This window comes from Streptococcus sp. DD04 (assembly GCF_001578725.1).
Taxonomy (GTDB): Bacteria; Bacillota; Bacilli; order Lactobacillales; family Streptococcaceae; genus Streptococcus; species Streptococcus sinensis.
Map to the genome: position 1 here is coordinate 566758 of NZ_KQ968976.1, position 3524 is coordinate 570281.

At 41.5% G+C, this 3524-nt stretch carries 3 protein-coding genes; all 3 read right to left on the reverse strand.

Going from position 1 to position 3524, the window contains the following annotated elements:
• Window positions 1–575: 575 nt before the first annotated feature.
• Genes STRDD04_RS02785 through STRDD04_RS02795 form a run of 3 tightly spaced genes read right to left on the reverse strand, consistent with a single transcriptional unit; the run spans window position 576 to window position 3122 of the window.
• The gene (locus STRDD04_RS02785; RefSeq protein ID WP_062199141.1) at window positions 576–1811 is read right to left on the reverse strand and encodes a sensor histidine kinase; all 1236 of its coding nucleotides are present in this window, start codon (window positions 1809–1811) and stop codon (window positions 576–578) included.
• On the reverse strand, window positions 1795–2496 hold the full coding sequence (locus STRDD04_RS02790; RefSeq protein WP_062199143.1) for a response regulator transcription factor: 702 nt from the start codon (window positions 2494–2496) through the stop codon (window positions 1795–1797). Before STRDD04_RS02790 ends, STRDD04_RS02785 begins: the two co-directional genes overlap by 17 nt.
• A gap of 5 nt (window positions 2497–2501) precedes the next feature.
• Window positions 2502–3122 (reverse strand): GTP pyrophosphokinase, encoded by a 621-nt coding sequence (locus STRDD04_RS02795; RefSeq protein WP_062199145.1) that lies wholly within the window; start codon window positions 3120–3122, stop codon window positions 2502–2504.
• Between the last annotated feature and the right edge of the window lie 402 nt (window positions 3123–3524).

A 3524-nucleotide genomic window follows, 5' to 3' on the forward strand; every position in this document is an offset into this window, starting at 1 on the left:
CTCTAAATGTTTTATTGAGCAATTCTATTTTAGCAAGACTATCGCAACCATGCAAAAAGCAACGGCAAATCCGTTGCTTTTTTTATAGCAAAGGGACTATTGTCCCAGACTCAACCACTTTGTATGCGATAAACTATTATGTTTATTTGCCATAATAAAAAATCATCCTTTCTTTATTTTAGAGCTTGAACTACTCTTATTTTATCAAGAAAGGATGATTTTTCAATTGTTTAACTTTTATCTCGCACCCGCATAGCGGGTGGTTTTTTGTTTCGGAGACTTCGCCTCCTCAACTGGCTAAAGCCTTTAATAAAACCGCTCTTCTAATTCACATAGAAGAGCGGTTTCTATCTTCTTCGCCACTTTCTGTTTACTTTTAAGATGCTGCAATAGACGAGAAGACTGTTGAAATTTGTGTCAAATCAACCAAGAGGGTAAAACATTCTTAGAACTATTTTTACCCCGAGTCTTATCTTTAAAAAGCAAAAGAGTATCCCAGTATTTTCTGAGTTTAAAACGAGGGGATACAATCGAAAGACGATACAAGCTGACCTTCTGTAAGCTAATTTTAACTGCTAAATCAGGACTGTAAAGCTGATGAAGCCTTTTTTATAGCTGACTGCTATTTTTCCTTTAAAAAGATTGACCAGACTTTCGGCCATGGAGAGGCCAATTCCGTAGCCTGCCTGCTTATGATTATGGGATTCATCTTCGCGGTAAAAACGGTCAAAAAAGCGACTATAGTCGACATTTTTCCCATCAGCATAGCTATTGGAAACAATCAAACGTGCCCGTTTTCTACGCTTGGCCTTGGTCAAGGTCACAAAAATCTGGCCGTCCTCATCGCAATATTTGCAGGCATTGTCAATCAAAATGCTGATTAATTCATAGAGTTCATCCTGACTTGCCTTGACATGGATATCATCCTGAACCCTGATTTGATAGTCCTTCCCAGCTTTTTCAGCTACAGATTTGAAATCTTGAGCTACCTTTTGGACAAGGCTGGAAAAGTCCACATCTACCAAAGCTATATCTGGTTGCTCCTCCAAACGAGCCAGACTGACCATTTGGTTGATTAGATTACTGAGGCGATTGACCTGATCCTTGGTGCTTTCCGTCCACTCATTTTCTCCCGTCATCAATTCCTGCAACTCTGTATTAGCCGAAATGATCGCCAGAGGCGTTTTCAATTCATGACCAGCATTGGTGATAAAACGCTTCTGCTTCTCATAATTCCTGACATAAGGACGAATGGCCCAACTAGACACAACGGAAATGACGACAATAAAGAAAATGACGCTATAAAGAGCCGAACGAATGGAAACCCACAGAAAGTCATTGCGGTCCTCAAGATATTTGGTCGAGTCCAGTACAACAGCCAAGTAGCGCTTGGTCTTTGCATCCCGCGTCACTTGATAAGAGTAATACTGACCACCAATAGTAAAAATCCCATTTTTTCGGTGCTGTTTGACGACTGATTTGGCAGATTTCAAGGCCTGTTCCTGAGAAAGGTTAGAAATATTGTTCAGATTTGAGGAATAGACCGTTCCATCTTCATTAAATACAGCGCTAAAGTAACGGTACTGATAAATGGTATCAATCGAAATGCGGTCATTATCCAAAGCCTGAGCCGTAGCCTGAACACTGGGAAACTCACCCTGATTATCTGACAAGATATTCAATACTGCTTGGATTTCTCCAGTCGTTTGAAGAAATCGGACTGAGTTAAGAGCCCCAACCAGAAAAAAGAGGATGCCTGTGACAGCTACTGATGCTATGAGGATAAAGCGAACTCTAAGTTTCCGAAACATGCTTCTCTCCTTCCACTGGCACTAAACAAAAACTACCATTTTCCTCACCTAAAATAGTCAGGTCTGCATTGATGGCCTTGAGCTTTTGGCGGAGATAGGAGATATAGATCCAGACAAAGCCTTCATCCAAGTCCTCGCTTTGCTCACCCTTCCAGACATGCTGGAAAATTTCTTTTGTTGTCAGCTTTTTGCCACTATTTAGCATCAAAAACTCCATCATTTTGGATTCCTTACTAGCCAGACGGATGGAATTTGAGCTGGCTAATTCATGCTCACTGACATCCAGACTAGTCCGACCAACCTGCAACAGATTGGGAGTGAAAGCCTCCAAACGACGGGACATGGAGCGCAGACGGGCTAACAATTCCTTGAGGGAGAAAGGCTTGGTCAGATAATCGTCCGCACCCGCATCCAGACCTGTGACCTTGTCGTCAATTTCTGACATAGCCGTCAGCATGATGACATGACTAGTATTTCCTGACTGACGAATTTCTCTTAGGGCTTCCAGACCCGTTTTCTTCGGCATCATAATATCTAAAATCATCAGATCATAGGCATTTTCCAAAGCTAAGTCAACAGCTTTTTGTCCATCAAAAGCCGCATCCACCTCGTAACCTTCGTGAATCATGGCTGTTTGTAAAACACGGGAGAGCTGCTCCTCATCTTCTGCTAACAAAATTTTCATCTTTTCTACTCACTTTCTCGGATCAGATTGCGGATGGTCTGCATAGTCACATCACAGGAAGCCAGCTCATCCGCACAGCGTTTCAGCTCTCGGACAATCCGCTTGGTATCCTTAATTTCATGCTTGTATTTCATCTGATGCTCCAGACTAGCCCAAGAATCCATGGCAATGGTCCGCAGCTGGACTTCCACAAAATAAGAGCCAGGCTGATTGCCCAAACAGTCTTCGTAGGGCGTTTCCACTTCTAAAATCAAATGATAGGAGCGGTAACCATTTGGTTTGGCCGACAGGATGTAGTCCTTCTCAAGGATAATCTTACAGCCCTCCAACCCCCGAATGATGTCAATCGTCTGATAAATATCGTCAATAAATCCACAAACAATCCGAATTCCAATCGCATCGCGAATTTTCTTGAGAGCAGACTCAGGAGTCAGTGGCAGATTCTTACGATTACATTTTTCCAGCATGCTGGCCTCATCCTTGACACGAGCATTAAAATGCTCAAACAGCTTATGTCCCGTTTCCTGCTTTATTTTTTTATTTTCAGCTTTGATACGCTGACTGATATCTTCTAGTATTTTGGGCAAATAGTCACCGTATTTGCCATAAATAGCTTGCTCTTGCATGATCCTCTCCTCATTTTTCCTTTTCTCATTATAACATATCCATCTGTAATTTCCCTACTTCTACCCTATAGTCATTCCGTTTATCTTTTATTATGTAGTTAGCTTAGTTTGCCGTACTCCCCTACTTAAATGCTAACTTTCTCATTCCTCCCTGACACTTCCCAAGGTCGCTATCTTTCATTTCTGTTTTTAGATGTTAAACTGCTCTTCACTTGCTAATCGTAAAGGTCAGAGCTAAAAAATATCTTAGACTATTTCAATCCCTCGTACCGTTTGGCTACAGAATCACTTCATCAACCTACGGAAAATCTCTTTTTACCCTTAGAGCTCCATCATACATGTTCTGACTTAAACAAATCGAAAACAAAAAAGCTGATTGTTCAGCTTTTAGATTTTAAAAGG